The sequence below is a fragment of the Oleiphilus sp. HI0132 genome, assembly GCF_001635845.1.
In genome coordinates, this window is sequence record NZ_LWGJ01001085.1 from 1 (window position 1) to 974 (window position 974).

A 974-nucleotide genomic window follows, 5' to 3' on the forward strand; every position below is an offset into this window, starting at 1 on the left:
TATTACGGGTATTAAACCCTCTTCAGAGAAGTTTAGTTCGTTTAATACTTTATCTAAGGGATAGGAGGTGCCTTCAGCATCGTTTTCGATCGATTTAAACCAGGACTTCATATTTAAATTACCTATATTTACGAGTTATGCGCTGAGATGTTTGGGTTTGGCAAGTCGAGATAAAAGGCTACCATTAAGTCCTAATGAAAACGACAAGACGTAGAGCATACCAAGTGTCAGTATGATCGCCGGCCCGGTTGGCCAGCCAGCATGGTATGACAAGAGTAAGCCGATATAACAACAGAGAATTGCAAAACAAGAGGACGCCAAAAGCATCATATCGAGGCTCTTGACCCAATACCTTGCAGAGGCTGCAGGCAAAATCATCATACCCACAGACATTAAGGTACCAAGGGCGTTAAAGCCGGCAACAAGGTTTAGAACAACTAGCACCAGGAAGGCAAAGTGAGCAATTGGACTTAGTCGACTGACTGATTGCAGGAAAAGCCTGTCCATACACTCAAGAACCAACGGTCTGAACAGCAGAGCAAGTGTAATTAAGGTAATTGTAGAAACCCCGGCAAGCAAATATAAAGCTTCGTTGTTCAAAGCCAGCGCGGAACCGAAAAGTACGTGTAGTAAATCAACCTGACTACCGTTAATTGAAATAATCAGGACGCCTGCTGCCAGAGAAATAAGATAAAAGGCAGCCATGCTGGCATCTTCAGCGACATCGGTCATACGAGAGACGAAACCGGAAAATAGCGCAACAAGGCAGCCTGCGATAATCCCGCCGATGGTCATTGCCTGAATAGATAAGCCGGCCAGAAAAAAGCCTGCCGCTGCACCGGGCAATATTGCGTGTGCCATGGCGTCGCCAGTTAAACTCATGCGTCTTAACATCAGAAAAACGCCAATAGGCGCTGCGCTAATCGCAATCGCAAGGCAGCCAACGATAGCGCGTTGCATAAATGAGAAGTCTA

The 974-nt window shown here is 45.9% G+C and carries 1 protein-coding gene; it reads right to left on the bottom strand.

Translation table 11 applies throughout. The annotated features are described in order from the left end of the window. Positions 1 to 135: 135 nt before the first annotated feature. Positions 136 to 974 (bottom strand): metal ABC transporter permease (locus A3766_RS14035; protein WP_068642382.1); only part of this gene is annotated, 839 nt, incomplete at its 5' end.